The following is a 15,454-nucleotide window of genomic DNA, read 5'->3' on the forward strand; positions in this document are numbered from 1 at the left end:
GCCTGGCGGTCGCGCGGCGGTGGCTCCTGGACCGGCGGCGGGGGGCGCGCCGGGGCTCGTGCCCGGGACACCCTGGCCTGGCGCCGGAGTCGCCCCGGGAGGCCGCGCGGCGGTGACACCTGGGCTGGCGGCGGTGGGGGCCACGCCAGGACGCGCTGCCGCGCTGCCTTGAGCTGGCGAGGGGGCGGCGGCGGGAGGAGGGGCCGCCCGCGCGGCCGTGCTGGCCTGGGGCACGGCGGCGAACGAGACGGCCTCCAGCTCCTTCAGGAGGAAGGACAGCCGCAGCAGGTGGTCGGTGTCCTGCGGGAAGTCGGTGATGAGCTGGGCGATCGAGCGGACGCCGTCGATGACGGTGAGCGCGCGGACCTCGTGCGGCGTGAGGCGCAGGTCGCTCGCGGGCACGATGCCGCCCGACTTCATGATGGGCAGTTGGAGCACGGGCGTCAGCCGCCGGCGGATGTCCGCCGAGGGCATGCGGCGCACGGTGTCGCTCAGCACGGCCCAGCGGTTGCCGAGCGGCATGGCCTTGTTGCCGGGCAGCTCGCGCGGCTCGAAGGTGAAGGTGCCGGCCTCCGCGCGCAGGCCCTTGAACAGGATGGTGGTGGCGCGCTGTCCCAGGACGCTGAAGGCCGTCGCGGGCTGCAAGAGCCCCATGCCGAAGAGGGCCGCGAGCAGGTCTCCGCCGAAGCGCTCACGGGCGGCCTCCGCCTGCTGGAGCTGGTCGGGCATGAGCAGCCGCGCGCCCATCAGCGACGTGCCGAGCGCGTCCTCGGCGTGCGTCGAGTCGACGAACTCCGGGTTGCCCTTGCGGAAGTGGATCAGCGTGGTGCGGTCGGAGAGCGTGAGGGTGAGCAGGCCCGTCAGCTCCGCGGCGGCGATGCGGCCGTAGAGCTGGATGGGCGAGGTCTGCTCGAGCTGGCCCTGCGGAGGGACGCCGTGAGGCGACTCCACCGTGGCGACGGGGGCTGGCTGGGCGGCGGGCGGGGCTCCCGCGACGCCGGGAGGACGACCCGGTGCCGGAGCGACGCCCGGGGCCACGGCGGCACCGGGAGGACGCCCTGGCGCGGGCGCCACGCCCGGGGCCGGAGCGCCTGGAGGACGGCCCGGCGCGGGGGCAACACCGGTGGGTGCCGCGCCCGCGGTCGGAGCGCCCGGAGGACGACCCGGTGCCGGAGCGACGCCCGGGGCCGCGCCTGGGACACCCGCAGGGGCGACCGGCGCACCTGGAGGACGACCCGGTGCCGGAGCGACGCCCGCGGCGGGCACGCCCGGTCGGGCCGCCTGGGCGGGGTTCACGGGGGCGCCGGGCGGAACACCCGGTCGGGCGCCGGGGGCAACGCCGGGCCCGGGGCCTCTCGCGACGGCGGGACCCGCGGCGGGGCGCGTGCCGGGACCCGCCATGGGCGCGGCGCCCGGACCCGCCATGGGGCGCACGCCGGGACCTGCCATGGGGACACCTGGACCGGCCATGGGCGCGGTGCCCGGCCCGGCCATGGGCGCGGTGCCCGGACCGGCCATGGGGACACCTGGACCGGCCATGGGCGCGGTGCCTGGGCCGGCCATGGGGGGGCCGGCTTGAGGCGTGAGGGGCTCCGCGCCGAGCGCGATGGCTCCCGACGTGGCGGCCGCCTGCTGCATGAGGGCCGCCGGCGCGCCTTCACCCCACAGTTCGCGGGGGAACGCGTCGCGCACGTCCGGGAATCGCCAGGGAAAGGCGAAGTTGAGCCCATCCTCGGAGATCTGGATCTTTCCCCGGATGGAGCCGCTGTCGATCAGCAGCTCGATGGTCTGCAACGTGAGGGGTCCCCACATGGTTCCCCTGTCGTTGCGGACCCAGTACTGACGGATGTCACCCTCCGCCATGCGCGGCTCAGCTCCGTTCGAGATGCGAGAAGACAGCACCCTACCGCCGTCCCAGGGCGACTCAAAGAGGACGGCGGGGTGTCAGACCCGCACCCGGTGTCAGGGAGTGGCTTCCTCGAGGGCGGCGAGCCCCAACCCGGCGAGGCACTCCGCGTCCGCCTTCTGCTCCACCGGTGGGTCGAAGCAGAACACCTCGCTGTCGAAGACCTTGCACACGCCGGATGGGGTGGACGCACATGCCGACTTGGAGAACGCGGTGGTGCAGTTGTAGCCGCACGCCGGCCCGGACTCGCTGTTGCGGCACTCGGGCGCGGGGAGTGCTCGCTTCCAGGTACACAGCGCGGCGGGGGGCGGGTCGAAGCAGGTGATGCGCCCGTTGGTCGCCTTGCAGACCCCCGTGGGGGTCTTGTTGCACCTCACGCCCTCCGGGGTGTTGAGGCAGTTGTAGCCGCACGCCAGCTCCGCGCTGTTGCTGCGGCAGTCCGCGCGCGGGGTCTCCTTGCCGTACAGGGCGAAGACGATGGCGGGCGGGTCGAAGCACCGCACCTCGCCCCCGAGCGCGCGGCACACCCCGGCGGGGGACTTCGCGCACTGCGCCCTGCCGGGCTGCGTCATGCAGTTGTAGCCGCAGGCCACCACGCCATCGATGGCCTTGCACTCCGGCTCCGGGAGCGCCGCGCCGTAGGCCTTCACCACGTACGCGGGCGGGTCGAAGCACACGGCCTGGCCGTCCACGACGACGCAGCGGCCCTGGGGCGTCTTGGCGCACCGCGCCCGGTTCGAGTCCGTCTTGCACCCATACCCACACGCGACCTGGCTGTTGAACGAGCGGCAGGTGGGCGCGGACGGGTCCTGGGCGGGCGGGGCCGAGGTCAACGTGAGCGCCAGCAGGGCGACAAGGGAGGCGAGCATGGAGTCCTCGGGAAGGGGGCGCCGACATTGAGGCCCAAGGTGGGCGGTGACGCAAGAAGCGGGCGGGCGCGACGGGCCCTCGGGGGCGTGGTACCCAGGCGCCGCTCGCGGCGAGGGAACTCTGGTGGACCTTCTGGCGGTGGATGTCGGTGCGCTGCAACTCGGGATGTTGTGCCTGGCTGCGTTGGCCGCGGGGCTGGTGGACGCCATCGCGGGGGGAGGCGGGGTCATCACCCTGCCGGCGTTGCTCGCGGTGGGGCTTCCGCCGCACCTGGCGCTGGGGACCAACAAGGGCCAGTCCGTCTTCGGCTCGTTCGCCGCGCTCGTGCGCTTCTCGCGCGCGGGGCTGGTGGACGGGCGGCTGGCGCGGGTGACGTTCCCCTTCGGCCTGGGGGGCGCCTTCGCCGGGGCCGGGCTGGTGCTGCTGGTGAAGCCGGAGGTGCTCAAGCCGCTGGTGCTGGTGCTGCTCATCGCGGTGGCGGTGTTCCTCACCTTCCGCAAGCCCTCGCCCGCGGGGGAGCGCGCGGAGCCGTCTCCGCGTCCACGCGCGCAGGCCATCGGGGCGCTCATCGCGCTGGCCGTGGGCACCTACGACGGCTTCTTCGGCCCGGGCACGGGCACGTTCCTCATCGTCGGCTTCTCGTCGCTCCTGGGCCACGGGCTGGCGCGCGCGTCGGCGGACGCGAAGGTCGTGAACTTCGCCTCCAACCTGGCGTCGGTGACGCTCTTCGCGCTCAAGGGCGTGGTGCTGTGGAAGGTGGCGCTGCCCATGGCGGCCGCGCAGTTCACCGGCGCGTGGCTGGGCGCGCACCTCGCGGTGAAGGGCGGGGACCGGCTGGTGCGCAAGGTGGTCCTCGCCGTGGTGGTGGCCCTGGTGCTGAAGCTGGGGCGCGACCTGGTGATGGGCTGAGCCCCGGCGTGGCCGTCAGCCGATGTGCACCAGCAGCGCGTCACCGCGCCGGGACACCTTCCCCATGAACTTCTGGAGCTCCTCGAAGTAGGACAGCACCTCCTCGAGCGGGTCCAGGTCGTCGGGTGGCTCGTCCCAGGTGCCGGGGTAGATGTCCTGGGCCTGCATGGCCGCGGGGTCGTAGCGGCGGCGCAGCGTGTCCTCGGAGAGCTGCTGGAGCGCGCCGGCGAGCGCCTTCACCTGGGCGGGGGCGAAGATGCGCGCGGTGCCCTCGTCCGAGGGGATGTCGCCCACGTCGTCCCCTCCGCGAACCAGGAAGTCGAGCGGCGGCTGGCCCTCCCACGGCGTGCCGGTGAGCAGGTACTGGAGGCCGTGCCACGCCTCGCCGATGTCCAGCTCCAGGAACGACCCGCCCTTCGGGTCCGCGAAGTCCTCCTCGTCGTCGAGGAAGTCCTCCAGGCGCGCGGGGGCCTGGAGCAGGGCGGTGCGCTGCGCCTCCGTGGCGCTGCGCAGGGTGCAGAGCATCTCCATCTCGGGGGACCTCGGGAACGACCGGGAGCGGGTGGGACCGTGAGCGGCGATGGACCCTACCAGCCCTCGCCGACACCGCGGAATTTCGAAGCGTGAAGCGTCCGCCGGCCTTCACTTCAGGACAGGGTCAGCAGGGCGCCCGCCACCATCAGCGCCACGCCCGCGGCCAGCTTCCACGACACCGGCTCGTGCAGGACGAGGAACGCCAGGAGCACCGTCAGCGGGAGGCTCAGCTTGTCGATGGGCGCCACGCGCGAGGCGGGCCCCAGTTGCAGCGCGCGGAAGTAGGCGAGCCACGACAGGCCGGTGGCCACACCGGAGAGGGCGAGGAAGAGCAGCGTGCGCCGGCTGATGGAGGCCAGGGCCGCGTGCTCCCCGCGCGCCAGGGCGATGCCCCACGCGAAGACGAGCACCACGCAGGTGCGCAGCGCCGTGGCGAGCGTGGAGGGGACTCCTTCGACACCCACCTTCGCCAGCACGGCGGTCAGCGCGGCGAAGCCCGCGGACAGCAGCGCGTAGACCCACCACGACATCGACGCCTCCTCCGGAAACGGAATGGCGGTGTGCCCGCCACGGGGCACCGTAGTCGTGATGGCCCCCGCCGGGGGACTCGAAGTCCCGCCTGAGGTGGAACCGCGAGCGGTGGAGGGTTGTCAGGAGGCCCGGCGACCGGCTCGGATTGCGGGAGAATCCAGGAGTCGGACCGGGGAGGAAGCGAAGATGACCGCCAGGGAGCGATGGGTGGCTTGTCTGGGCATCGTGTTCTCGTTGGGCTTCGCCGCGCTGGTGCGGAACACGACGGTGGCGCCCGGGGCGGAGCCTCCGCCGCCCCCCGACGTGCCCTCGGGAGCGGTCATCCCGCGGTCGCGGGTCGCCGGGCCGCTGGCTCCGCCTCGCAAGCCCACGCCGCTGCTCCAGCTTCCGCCCCCCACGTTCGAGGGACGGGGACGCATCCTCGTGCGTGTCACGGACCGGACCACGCGGCAGGCGCCGCTGGACCGGCTCACCGTCTTCCTCATGCAGGAGCTCGGGCGGGATGGGCGGCCCCTCGCCCAGGTGAGGACGCTCGGCTCGCGTGTCACGAATCAAGAGGGCCGGGTGGAGTTCGAGGCGGTCCCGGCGGGAATCCTGACCGTCTGCGCGCGAGGCAGCGGGCTGCGGGAGCGGTGCGCGCGGAAGGTGGGGCTCCTGGCGGGCGACGTGCAGCGGGTGGACCTGTGGCTGGACAAGGGCGCCACGTTGCGAGGCCGGGTGCTGGGGCCGGGAGGAGGCCCCGCGGCGGGCGTCGAGCTCGAGCTGTCGAGCACCGACACGATGGGGCCCCTGCAGGTGAAGACGGACGTGGGTGGGTACTACCAGTTCCGGGGGCTGGCGCCGGGGAACGTCCAGGTGACACCCCGGCTGGCGGAGGGGCGCGGCATGTCGCGGACCGTCACCATCCAGGCGGGCGTCCAGGACCCGCAGTGGGACTTCGCCCTGGGGGAGATGACCCAGGTGACGATTCTTCCCCAGCGCAGTCGGGGGTCGGAGCCGCTCACCACGGTCCGGGTGGCGAACGCCGAGCTGGTGCCCCAGGCCGATGGTCGCTGGCGGGGACAGGTCGAGTCCGGCGTGCATGACGTCGAGCTCGCGGGCACGAGCGAGGTCTTCTGGCGGGGGCGCCTGACGATGTCGCCGGGCGAGCCGAACGTCGTCCAGGTCGCGTACGCGGCCGAGCCGCCGAAGCTCTCCGCGTATCCGTTCTCGTTCCACTTGCGACGCCCCGTCATGGAGGAGCCCCCTGGTCCCTTCGAACTGGCGGGGCAGGTGCTGCGCGAGGACGGCACCCCGGTGGAGGGCTTCCACCTGGCAGTGGAGACGCTGAGGAAGGGGCTCCGCCGCAGTGGGGATGCCGGTCCCTCCTACGACTTCTACCGCTTCGGTGGCTCGGGGTTCGTGCTGCATCCCCAGGCGCTCGCCGCTCCTGCCGTCTACGTCTGGACGGATGACGGGAGGGCTGCGCGCGTCGACATCCAGGGCGCCGAGGAGGGCGCGCGCGTGCTCCAGGACATCACGTTGGCGGAGACAGGGGGTGTGTCGGGGCGGCTGGCGGGCTCGGATGCGCAGCTGGAACAGTTCCGCGCCTCACCGCGGCTGTGGTGCTGGGTCGACAACAACCAATCCCTCGGCCCCGCCGCGCTCGTCGCGGACGACGGGACCTTCCTCATCGCTGGATTGCCACCCGGAGAGCACGGGGTGTCCTCGTGGATATGGGAGATTCCTCGCGACCCCGAGGGGTCGCTCCGGCGCATCTTCAGTCGCCCCGGTGTCGTCACCGAGTTGGGGGTCGTCACCTTGCCGGGCTCTGGCATGCCTCCGCCCTGGCGCGACACGAGCCCCTGACGAGGTGGATGGGGCTCGATGCCCTCCCTCGAAGCCGTCGCCGGCGTCCAAATGGAAATTGCTTGGATTTTGTGTTTTCCGGCTTGTTGTGACGACCGGGAGGCACATCGATGCGGGACACGACGTGGCGAAGTGGACGGTGTCTGGGATTGCTGCTGGCGGGGCTCTGGCTGGGGCCGACCGCGTGGGGGCGGTTGCCGGAGGGCTACACGCTCCAACTCCAGGCGCGCACCAACCTGTTGGGCAATGCGTCGGGGGCGTACAACCTCGAGCCCGGAAACCTCCTGGCGGGCAGTCATCAGGTGCCCATCACGAAGGACGGGCAGGTGGCGTTCCGCCTGGCCCTGACGCCGGAGGGACCGAACGCCCTCTGGTGGGGGCGTGACGGCCAGGGGCGACGCATCTACCTGCTGCCGGAGCTGGGGGAAGACGCTCGTGCGAGCGACCCGGGGTTGAACTCCCGCGGTGACCTCGCGTTCGCCGTGACGGGCGCCTCGCGGACCGCGGACAACGGCCTCTATCTCCTGAACGCCCAGTCGCCGGACGAGGTGCGCATCGTGCGCGAGCCCACCGGGGCCTCCAACTGGGAGAGCCTGAAGCTCAACGAGGCGGGGCAACTGGGCTTCCGCGCCAGCTTCAACTTCGTGGGCAAGGGCTACGTGGTGCTGACGCCCCAGGAGAAGGGCTGGGCGGTGACGTACCTGGCCCGGGAGAAGTCGCTCGATGGGGAGAGCCCCTACGAGTACCTCTACTCGCCCACGATGAACGGCTTGGGGCAGATGGCGGGCGTGGGGGACCTGTCGCCTGCGTCCGGAGAATGGTTCCAGGAGCTGCGCATCTTCCGGCTCGATGGCACGTCGACGCTCGTCGCCCAGACGCGGGGCCGCGAGCCCTCGTCCCCGTTCTTCCGTTTCGCCTCGGTGGCGCCGGCCCTGAACGACCACGGACAGGTCGCCTTCCTCGCCTGGGACAAGCAGGCGGATGGCCGGACCCCGGTGGGCGTCTACCTGTGGGACGGGAAGGCGCTGAGGAAGCTCGCGAGGAACGGAGAGGGAGACATCAAGGAAGTGGAGTTCTTCCCGCCCGACCTCAACGACGACGGGCTCGTGGTGTTCCGCGCCATCGACAGCGCGGGTCGGCGCGCCGTCTGGGTCGGCGACGGCGAGGTGCTGAAGCGCGTCGTCAGCGAGCACGACATCGTGAGGTCGGACCTGGGGCCGGCGCGCATCGACCAGGAGACGCCCTCGAACCCCGTGTTCGGTGGCAGCGTGAGCATCAACGCGGACGGCGATGTGTCCGTCGTCGCGGGGCTCGCGCCGCCCGACGATGACCAGGAGGAGTGGGGCACCGCCGTCTTCGTCGCCCACGCGGAGTACCCGCCCACGGAGCCGGACGGAGGTTCGGATGGAGGCTCCGGTGGAGAGGCCGATGCGGGGCCTGACGGCGGCCCCGGCGAGCCGTCTGATGGCGGAGGCGGGTCCGACGGTGGGAGCGAGGGCGCGCCCGACAGCGGCGTGGACGGAGGCAGCACCGGTGACTCCGATGGCGGCGCGGATGGTGGCAGCACCGGTGAAGCCGATGGCGGCGCGGATGGCGGCAGCACCGGTGAAGCCGACGGCGGCGCGGATGGAGGCTCGACCCGTCCCGACAGCGGTGCGCCCGGCGGCCCCGTGCCGGAGGTCCCCGGGGGCGACGGCGATGACAGCGGTTGCGGCTGCCAGTCGACGTCACCCGCCGCGGCCTGGCCCTGGTTGCTCCTGGGCCTGACGTGGATGGGGCTGCGTCAGCGCGGGCGCAGGTCGCTGCGCTGAAGTCCGCAATTTCCATCGTCAGCGCCGCGCGTGGGGCTCGTGTCTGACGGAGCACCACGCGCGGCGTGGATGTGAGTTGATTTGGGTCAAGTCCGTTTGTCTTTCGTGACGGGTGTTTCGTTATGGCTTTTGTATTCAGGTAACTAAAGTAAGTGCCGCAACCCAAGCAAAGGAGGTGTCCCTTGAGGACGCCGCATCGCATCGTGTTGGGGCTGGTCCTGATGACCGCGCAACTGGCGCTGGCCGCGCAGGGGCAGATACTCGCGAGGCCCGCTGGGACGGTCTCGGGGCTCTCGGGCCGTGGCTACTGGGAGTACCTGCCGCAGGGCTACGACGACAACGCGCCCGCGACGTACCCGCTGGTCATCTTCCTGGGGGGCGTGGGGCAGAGTGGGGATGGCACGCTCGCGGGTCTGGAGGCCGTGATGAACACCACCGCGCCGCCGAAGCTCGTCCGGAACGGTCGCCACTTCCCGTTCATCCTCCTGGCGCCGCAGCACGTCTCGGGTTGGTGGGCGATGGGCGAGCTCGACGCGTTCGTCGAGTTCGCGAAGAGCCACTACCGGGTCGATACCCGCCGCGTGTACATGACCGCGCTCTCCGCCGGTGCGTTCGGTGTCTGGGAGTACACGGCGACGTATCCGAACAAGCTCGCGGCCGTGGTCCCCATCGCGGGGAACGGGAACGTCGCCCACCTCTGCGACATGCGCTACGTCCCCGTCTGGGCCTTCCACGGTGAGTCGGACGGGCAGGTGTCGAAGTGGGGGTCCATCGACCCCTGGGACACGCTCAACAACGTGTGCAACCCCAAGGCGAATCCACCCGCGAAGCTCACGCTGTACCCCGGCGTCGGCCACGACTCCTGGAGCCAGACGTACAGCGGTTCTGCGGGGCACGACATCTACACCTGGATGCTGGGCTACTCCCGCTGAGCCGTCCCGCGCCCCGAGCGGCATGGGTCCGCCGCCCGGGGTGCTTCACCCTCCGTGGGGAGGAACTAGCAGGGCAGCCAGGGACCGACGCCGCGGTTGCACGAGTCGTAGCAGACGGAGGTGGCGGCGTCGCAGGCCGACTGGGACGCGCCGCAGGTCGTCGTGCAGGTGAGCGACGCCTGGTAGCACTCGTCGAAACACGAGGTCGACTGCTCGGAGGTCGTGTCCTCCGGCGTCTCGGTGGCGGGCTTCTGCTCGGCGGGCGCGCCACCGCAGCCCAGGAGGAACAGCGCGGGGAGCGAGGCCAGGACCAGCGAGCGGATGTGACGAGCGTTCATGATGAACTCCTTTGTGGGGGAGACTGCGCGACCGAGCCTACCCGGTCGCCCTGACCTGTTCATCCATGTCGCGTTGCGATTGTGTCAGCCGTGAAGATGTATCGCCGTTGTGAATGTCTCGGTTGCTCCACTGCCTGTGTGGGCTCACGACGAGACGGGGTTGGGGATGTTGAACGAGCCCCGGATGAAGACGTTGCGGAGGGTGGTGCCCTCGCGGTTGGCCTCGGGGTCCGTCTTCGCGGCGAAGTAGAAGCTCCCCGCGACGCCGCGGGCGTCGAAGCGGGTGATCTTCACTCCGCCCATGTGGCCCACCTGGTAGGTGATGCCCTTGATGCGCAGGACCGCGGTCAGTTCGCCGGGCTTCGTCGCGGACTCGACGAGGGCGTAGTCACCGGGCTTGAGGGGCAGCGTCTTCCGGGTGTTCTTGCCGGGCAGGAGGATGAGGTCGCCCACCTTGGCGCCGTCCACGCTCACGCAGTTGATGAGCAGCGGGCCGGACAGCTTCGCGGGCCCCTTCTTCTTCTTCTTGGCGGCCTTCTCCGCCGCGGCCTTGAGCAGGGACGCGTCCCCGCCCCTGGCCAGCACCGCCTTCTCGAGCATGCGGTGGAACTCGTCCACCGGCAGCCAGTGGTCGGACAGGGCGGCCGCGGACTCACCGTTCCCGTTGAAGGTGAGCGTCACGGCGCCCGACACCTGGACCTCGCACGTCCCCGTCTGCGCCTGGGCGAGCACGGGCATGCAGACGAGGAGGAGCGCGGCGAAGAAGGGGGTGGCGTATCCCATGAACGGAGCCCTGGACGGGGGCGCGGCGGGTGTCGCGCCCGGGTGGTCGACCAGGACTGTAGTCCGTCAGGGAGGGGTCGCGTCGCTCTTCGCGGCGGCCGTGGTCGGCGCGCGGTCGATTTCCTCGGCCGGGAACTCCTTGGCGGCCTGGAGGTAGCGCGGCGGCTGGATGCGGCGGCGATCTCGGGCGGACACCCCCTCGGGCTCGACGAAGGAGGGCTCCGCGTCCGGGCGCTGCTCCACCCGGCTGCCGTCGCAGAAGCGCCACTCGGTGACGCCCTCCAGGTTCTGGCGCGCGTAGAAGACGGAGGCCTCACCCACCTTGGGGTTGGCCGTGCACCAGGTTCCCCGGGCGGTGGACTCCCGCTCCCTGGCGCCTTCCTTCCACGCGTCCTGGGTCGCCTTCAGCGCGGAGGCGGCCACCGCGGCCTGGGTCCCGGCGAGCCGCTCCCGGGCGGAGCCCACCAGCTCCGTGCCCCGGCGCGAAAGCTCCGGGAACGCGCCCGTGTCGCGGAACTTGCACCGCGCCAGCCCCCGCAGGTTGCCCTCGTGCACGTCGAGGAGGGGCGGCAGCGTCCGCGAGGCCTCCTCGAGCAGCGTGAGCTGCTGGCCCTGCTCCGGCGCGTCCAGGTCCGCGGCCTTCTCCGTGCCGTCGAGGAAGCGCGACAGGAGGCCGTTCACCGCCGACAGCTCGTCCGACAGCCAGCGCGGCTCCGCGTCACAGGGACTGGCCTTCCCACGGGTGTAGTCGCGGTAGTCCGCTCGGGACATGCCCAGGCTGTAGTGCATCACCGGCGGCGCGGGCCGGGCGGCGCACGCGGACAACGCGCCCCCCAACCCCACGAGCAGGATTCGTCGACGCAGTGACTTCATGGCGCTCCACTTCGATTCCTGGTTTGAGCAGCGAATAAACCATAGGAAGGTGGAGCGCCCTACTCACGTGGAGTGAGGCCCAACCGTCATCTTTAGTACGGGCAGACGACCGGGCCGCCGTGCTTCGCGCAGACGTCACGCGGGATGAAGTAGCCCACGTTCACGTCGTACCACGCGTACATCTGGATGCCGCTCTGACAGGTGACGGAGCTCCACGGGATGACGCAGTGCAGGTTCTCGTCGTAGTCGAGCGGGGACTTCGACGTGCTCGCTTCCTCTGAGGGGAGCGTGGGCGCGGACGAGGCCTCCTCGGCACCACCACCACAGGCCGCGAGCAGCAGGCCCGAGCCGAGCACCATCAGCGAACGACGAAGGACAGGGGACAGGTTCATTGTGGCTCCTGGATTCGACGGGGGAGGGTGGGACTTCAGGTGTTGCCGCAGACGAGCGGACCGCCGCTGCTGACACACGCGTTGCGCCGGACGAAGTAGCCGACGACCGGGTCCAGATACGAGTAGACGGTGAAGCCGTTGCCGCAACTGATGGAAGGACCGGAGACGAGGCAGTGGAGCTCCGGGTCGTATTGGATGACGGCCGCGGTGGACTGTCCGTCGGCGTCCGCCGCCGGCGGAGGGGTGGACTGCTCGGGCCCGCAAGCGGCCAGCAGCAGGATGGTGCCCGACATCATCAGGGAACGACGGAGCATGGCGTGTCGCGACATGGTGTGGCCTCCTCGATGCGCTGCGTTGGCGGACGAGCGACGCCCGGGCCCGACTCCACGCCACTCCGGGCACGCATCCTCCGTGCATCCGGAATCGGTGGTTCTACCAGAATCATCAACTCCCTTGCATCAGCATATGGATTGCCATTGCGAGTGGAATCATCCGGTGGCGACAGATGTGTCGCGATGTCTGACGTGTCGGAGCGGGTCGGGTGCCGGGCGTCGACTCGGCGGGGATGTCTGTCTTTCTACTCGACCTGGCAGAGGATGGCGGGGCGGCCCTGGCAGGCATTGCGCTCGATGAAGTAGCCCACCTCGTCATTCCATTGGGAGTAGGCGTAGACGCCGCTGGCACAGCGCACCCGCTCGAAGTCGACGAGACAGTGGATGCTGGGGTCGTACACGCCGCCCATCGCCCGGGTGGGGGACTCCGTCGCGGGGGACTCGTCGACCCCGGCGCCGCCGCAGCCCGCCAACAGCGCGCAGACCACCCACAGGCCCTTCATTCCGCTCGGCTTCATGGTGCCTCCCCGATGTGTTGCTTGGTTTGGGTTCACGCAGAGTGTATCAGGTGTCCCTTGGGGGAGCGTGGGGCGCGAGGGACAGGCTCCGGTGCGTCCCCTTCACGTCGGTGTTCGGAGCAGGGAGACGCGGATGACGATGGGACGCTGGTTGCGCGCGGGGGTGACGGTGCTGTTGGCCCTGGCGGCGGCGCCGTCGAGTGGGGCCTCGGGCTGTGACGAGGGGCGCACGGGGATGACGTGGGGGAAGCTCTCCCAGGGCAATGGCGTGGTCCTGGTGGGTTGCAGTGGCTGCAACCCCTATCAAGGGGAGACGCAGTGCTCGCGCCGGCTGCCGGTGCTGTGCCTCCGGAAGGAGGGCTCGCCCGCGCCGCCCCAGGGCGTGTCACCGACCTTCTACGAAGGGTGGGCCCGGGGGCGCGTGGCCCTGACCCGGCCGGTGGTGGGGGCCGAGCTCCGGAGCCTGGCGGACGCCAACGCGCGCTGCGTGGCCGCCTTCGGTGCGGGCTGGCGCATGGCGGAGTTCCACGACGGCGACGGCGGCTGGGGGTGGCGCGCCTTCGGGGACCTGCCCGCGGACATGCGCTTCTGGGTGCACATCAACGACCAGCGCGCCAACTGCTGGGACTCGGAGCCGGAGCGTCCCGCGCCGGAGGAGCAGAAGAAGCCCTGCCCGACGAAGGTGTCGTAGCGCCCCGCGCGCGGGCGGGGCGCCACGAGAGGGCTACTCGACGACGACGAGCTTCGCGTTGTTCTCCACGGCGGTGCCTTCCTTGGCGAACAGCTCGGTGATCTTGCCCGCCTTGGGGCTCTTGAGCTCGTTCTCCATCTTCATGGCTTCCACCACGACGAGGCCCTGGCCCTCCTTCACCTCGTCGCCCACCTTCACCAGCACCTTCACCACCTTGCCGGGCATGGGGGCGGTGACGAGCTGCTTGCCCTCCACGGAGAAGCCCGCGGTGCCGGCGCGCAGCCGCAGCCGGCGCTCGTCCGCCACGTCGAAGCGGCTCACCTGGCCGCGCAGCAGCACGCCCACCTCGTCGCCGTTCTCCTCGAACTCGACGTTGTAGGACTGCCCGTCCACCAGCATGCTCAGGGTGCCGTGCTCGAGCGCCAGCGCGTCCACCTGGTAGGTGACGCCGTCGACGGTGAGCTTGTAGCGGTCGCCACCCAGCGACTCCACGTCCACCGGCGCCGCTTCCTTCTGTCCCTGCTGCTTCGTGAAATAGCGCATGGAAGTCTCGTGAGGTTGCAGTGGGTTAGCGGCGGCGCGAGCGCAGCGCCATGCGCCAGGGGCTGACGCGGCCGTCGTTGCCCCCCGTCGCGCCCGCCTTGGCGCCGGGGACCGTCTTCGCGCGCTTCGCGTCGCGCTGGTGCGCGTACACCACGCTGGCCAGCTGGGCCATGCGCGTCACGTGCGGGTCCTCGGCACCGAGCAGCGTGGTGTGCTCGCGGCCCAGGAAGCCCGTGTCGTAGTCGCCGCCGGCGAACTCCGGGTGGGCCATGATGGCCTTGAGGTAGCGGATGTTGGTGGTGATGCCCTTCACCACGTACTCGGACAGCGCGCGCTGCGCCCGGGCGATGGCCTCCGCGCGGGTGGGGGCCCACACGGACAACTTGGAGATCATCGGGTCGTAGAAGTTGGGCACCGTGTACCCGGGGAACACGCCCGAGTCGTCGCGCACGTTCGGGCCGCCCGGCACGCGCAGGTAGGTGATTCTACCGGGGCTCGGCATGAAGTTGCGGTGCGGGTCCTCCGCGTAGACGCGCACTTCGATGGAGTGGCCGTTGGGCGTGGGGGCCTGGAGGAGCGGCAGCTTCTCGCCCTCGGCGACCTTGATCTGCAGCGCGACCAGGTCGAGCCCGGTCACCCACTCCGTCACCGGGTGCTCCACCTGGAGGCGGGTGTTCATCTCCAGGAAGTAGAAGTTGCGGTGCACGTCGACCAGGAACTCCACCGTGCCGGCGCCCACGTAGTTGACGGCCTTGGCCGCCTTCACCGCGACCTCGCCCATCTGCGCGCGCATCTCCGGCGTGAGGATGGGGCTGGGCGTCTCCTCCACCACCTTCTGGTGCCGGCGCTGCGCGGAGCACTCGCGCTCGTTGAGGTGGATGACGTTGCCGTGCGTGTCGGCGAACACCTGGATCTCCACGTGGTGTGGCTTCTCCAGGTACTTCTCGATGTAGACGGCGTCGTTGCCGAAGGCGTTGAGGGCCTCGCTCTTGGCGGAGCGCCACGCGGACTCGAAGTCGGCGACACCCTCCACGCGGCGCATGCCCTTGCCGCCACCGCCGCCGGCGGCCTTGAGCATGACGGGGAAGCCGATCTTCTGGGCGTACTCGCGGGCCTCGGCCTCGGTGGCGATGGGCTCGGTGGTGCCGGGGACGACGGGCACGCCGGCCTTGATCATGTTGGCGCGGGCGCGGGTCTTCTCGCCCATGGCGTCCATGGCGGAGGCGGGCGGACCGATGAAGGTGATGCCGGCGGCCTCGCAGGCGCGCACGAAGGACGCGTTCTCGGAGAGGAAGCCGTAGCCGGGGTGGATGGCGTCCGCGCCGGACTGCTTCGCGGCGTCGAGGATGCGCTGCTGCACCAGGTAGCTCTCGCGCGAGGGCGGCGGGCCGACGAAGTACGCCTCGTCCGCCGTCCGGACGTGGAGGGCGGAGCGGTCCGCCTCCGAGTACACCGCCACCGTGGCGATGCCGAGCTCCTTGCAGGTGCGCATCACCCGGATGGCGATCTCGCCGCGGTTGGCGACGAGCACTTTGCGGATCTTGGGCATGGCCGCCCGTCTAGCACGGGGCGGCTCGGATTGCCTGGGTTGGATGGGCCCCCGGGGCGGCGGGTCGTCAGGCCGCTCCGGGCGCGCGCCGTCG

17 protein-coding genes are annotated in these 15,454 nt (G+C 71.2%); 5 read left to right on the forward strand and 12 right to left on the reverse strand.

Annotated elements, in window-relative coordinates; genetic code table 11:
• Together LZ198_RS43565 and LZ198_RS40200 are read right to left on the reverse strand one after the other, a co-directional pair.
• On the reverse strand, window positions 1–1,038 hold a 1,038-nt coding region (locus LZ198_RS43565), incomplete at its 3' end, for a DUF4388 domain-containing protein (protein WP_323383391.1).
• 924 nt (window positions 1,039–1,962) lie between these two features.
• A complete protein-coding gene (locus LZ198_RS40200; protein ID WP_253977475.1) occupies window positions 1,963–2,775 on the reverse strand; it encodes a hypothetical protein in 813 nt (270 codons plus the stop codon).
• Window positions 2,776–2,908: 133 nt separating this feature from the next.
• Between LZ198_RS40200 and LZ198_RS40205 the strand changes: the two genes are divergently transcribed.
• Complete coding sequence (locus LZ198_RS40205) at window positions 2,909–3,685, forward strand: TSUP family transporter (protein WP_253977504.1); 777 nt, start codon at window positions 2,909–2,911, stop codon at window positions 3,683–3,685.
• 15 nt (window positions 3,686–3,700) lie between these two features.
• Here the strand turns inward: LZ198_RS40205 and LZ198_RS40210 are convergent, their stop codons facing one another.
• Window positions 3,701–4,216, reverse strand: coding sequence for a YfbM family protein (locus LZ198_RS40210; protein ID WP_253977476.1), 516 nt, complete (start codon window positions 4,214–4,216; stop codon window positions 3,701–3,703).
• Between the two features lie 116 nt (window positions 4,217–4,332).
• Complete coding sequence (locus LZ198_RS40215) at window positions 4,333–4,749, reverse strand: EamA family transporter (protein ID WP_253977477.1); 417 nt, start codon at window positions 4,747–4,749, stop codon at window positions 4,333–4,335.
• A 187-nt stretch (window positions 4,750–4,936) separates the two neighbouring features.
• Here LZ198_RS40215 and LZ198_RS40220 point away from each other — a divergent pair, with 187 nt between their 5' ends.
• From LZ198_RS40220 to LZ198_RS40230, 3 genes are all read left to right on the forward strand, one after another.
• Window positions 4,937–6,598 carry a carboxypeptidase regulatory-like domain-containing protein gene (locus LZ198_RS40220; protein WP_253977478.1) on the forward strand — a complete coding sequence of 554 codons (1,662 nt, stop codon included), beginning with the start codon at window positions 4,937–4,939 and terminating at the stop codon, window positions 6,596–6,598.
• Between the two features lie 110 nt (window positions 6,599–6,708).
• Window positions 6,709–8,409 carry an MXAN_5453 family MXYO-CTERM-anchored protein gene (locus LZ198_RS40225; protein ID WP_253977479.1) on the forward strand — a complete coding sequence of 567 codons (1,701 nt, stop codon included), beginning with the start codon at window positions 6,709–6,711 and terminating at the stop codon, window positions 8,407–8,409.
• Between the two features lie 182 nt (window positions 8,410–8,591).
• Window positions 8,592–9,341: a carboxylesterase family protein gene (locus tag LZ198_RS40230; RefSeq protein WP_253977480.1), complete on the forward strand. Its 750-nt coding sequence runs from the start codon at window positions 8,592–8,594 to the stop codon at window positions 9,339–9,341.
• A 65-nt stretch (window positions 9,342–9,406) separates the two neighbouring features.
• Here LZ198_RS40230 and LZ198_RS40235 read toward each other — a convergent pair whose 3' ends face one another.
• From LZ198_RS40235 to LZ198_RS40260, 6 genes are all read right to left on the reverse strand, one after another.
• A complete protein-coding gene (locus LZ198_RS40235; protein ID WP_253977481.1) occupies window positions 9,407–9,679 on the reverse strand; it encodes a hypothetical protein in 273 nt (90 codons plus the stop codon).
• 144 nt (window positions 9,680–9,823) lie between these two features.
• Entirely contained in the window at window positions 9,824–10,462 is a 639-nt protein-coding gene (locus LZ198_RS40240) for a hypothetical protein (protein WP_253977482.1), read from the reverse strand.
• Between the two features lie 66 nt (window positions 10,463–10,528).
• The gene (locus LZ198_RS40245) at window positions 10,529–11,335 is read right to left on the reverse strand and encodes a hypothetical protein (RefSeq protein WP_253977483.1); all 807 of its coding nucleotides are present in this window, start codon (window positions 11,333–11,335) and stop codon (window positions 10,529–10,531) included.
• 92 nt (window positions 11,336–11,427) lie between these two features.
• Window positions 11,428–11,727 carry a hypothetical protein gene (locus tag LZ198_RS40250; protein WP_253977484.1) on the reverse strand — a complete coding sequence of 100 codons (300 nt, stop codon included), beginning with the start codon at window positions 11,725–11,727 and terminating at the stop codon, window positions 11,428–11,430.
• Window positions 11,728–11,762: 35 nt separating this feature from the next.
• A complete protein-coding gene (locus LZ198_RS40255) occupies window positions 11,763–12,056 on the reverse strand; it encodes a hypothetical protein (protein ID WP_253977485.1) in 294 nt (97 codons plus the stop codon).
• 248 nt (window positions 12,057–12,304) lie between these two features.
• Window positions 12,305–12,577: a hypothetical protein gene (locus LZ198_RS40260; protein WP_253977486.1), complete on the reverse strand. Its 273-nt coding sequence runs from the start codon at window positions 12,575–12,577 to the stop codon at window positions 12,305–12,307.
• Window positions 12,578–12,710: 133 nt separating this feature from the next.
• Here LZ198_RS40260 and LZ198_RS40265 point away from each other — a divergent pair, with 133 nt between their 5' ends.
• Window positions 12,711–13,268 (forward strand): flagellar hook-length control protein, encoded by a 558-nt coding sequence (locus LZ198_RS40265; RefSeq protein ID WP_253977487.1) that lies wholly within the window; start codon window positions 12,711–12,713, stop codon window positions 13,266–13,268.
• A 33-nt stretch (window positions 13,269–13,301) separates the two neighbouring features.
• Here the strand turns inward: LZ198_RS40265 and LZ198_RS40270 are convergent, their stop codons facing one another.
• Both LZ198_RS40270 and accC read right to left on the reverse strand, forming a co-directional pair.
• Window positions 13,302–13,811, reverse strand: coding sequence for a biotin/lipoyl-containing protein (locus tag LZ198_RS40270; RefSeq protein ID WP_253977488.1), 510 nt, complete (start codon window positions 13,809–13,811; stop codon window positions 13,302–13,304).
• Between the two features lie 25 nt (window positions 13,812–13,836).
• Entirely contained in the window at window positions 13,837–15,360 is a 1,524-nt protein-coding gene (gene accC, locus LZ198_RS40275) for an acetyl-CoA carboxylase biotin carboxylase subunit (RefSeq protein ID WP_253977489.1), read from the reverse strand.
• Window positions 15,361–15,454 lie beyond the last annotated feature (94 nt).

Source organism: Myxococcus dinghuensis (genome assembly GCF_024198235.1).
Lineage (GTDB): Bacteria > Myxococcota > Myxococcia > Myxococcales > Myxococcaceae > Myxococcus > Myxococcus dinghuensis.